Source organism: Acinetobacter sp. SM1B (assembly GCF_003289665.1).
Classification (GTDB): Bacteria; Pseudomonadota; Gammaproteobacteria; order Pseudomonadales; family Moraxellaceae; genus Acinetobacter; species Acinetobacter schindleri.
Genome location: NZ_QMBM01000031.1, coordinates 1 through 615, shown reverse-complemented (window position 1 = coordinate 615; position 615 = coordinate 1). Strand labels below are relative to the sequence as shown.

At 30.7% G+C, this 615-nt stretch carries 1 protein-coding gene; it reads left to right on the top strand.

Features of this window, described 5'->3' with window-relative positions; genetic code table 11:
- Positions 1-217: hypothetical protein (locus C8322_RS14490; protein ID WP_213065973.1), on the top strand; the 217-nt coding region annotated here is incomplete at its 5' end.
- Between the last annotated feature and the right edge of the window lie 398 nt (positions 218-615).

Genomic DNA, 615 nt, shown 5'->3' with positions numbered 1-615 from the left:
AATTATATCGCTAAAAAAGCCTTTACAGATAGGTTTGTGCAACAAAGCCACTCTGCTTTGGTCTGATGTGATCACTGATCCAGATTGCTGGCCCTATAACATAACCATAAATAATAACGATGCTGAAACCATTATTGCGACGCTACTTATTGAAAATAACGAGCTTGAAGTAATTATCTATATTTCGCTAAAAGATATTTATCGGGGTTTTTCTTGAGGATATGTTTTAAAAGTATGAAAAATTATTTTTTGAAATGATAAGAATGAGCGGCTGCTAAAATAAAAGATAATGAATATTTAAATAAAAATTATATGAAGAGTAATCAGTTTATATGCAGATTTAGAAAGGTAATGAAGCTTTTTATAAGAAAGACAAAGAAAATATCAAGTAATGTGCCCGATTCTGTACCATTTTTAGTCAAAAGATAGAGAAAAACTGGTTTTTTGTAGAATAAATAAACAGACGGTGGTTTTTGTTGAAAAAGAGGGTTGCACGTGGAGTGAAATACTGTAGAATGCACATCCATCGGCGGTGATGAAGATTAAAACTTCTGATAAAACAGTGACTTAGTTAAGATTGGTTGAGTTAGGTTTTATTTGATAAGTTTAAAAATA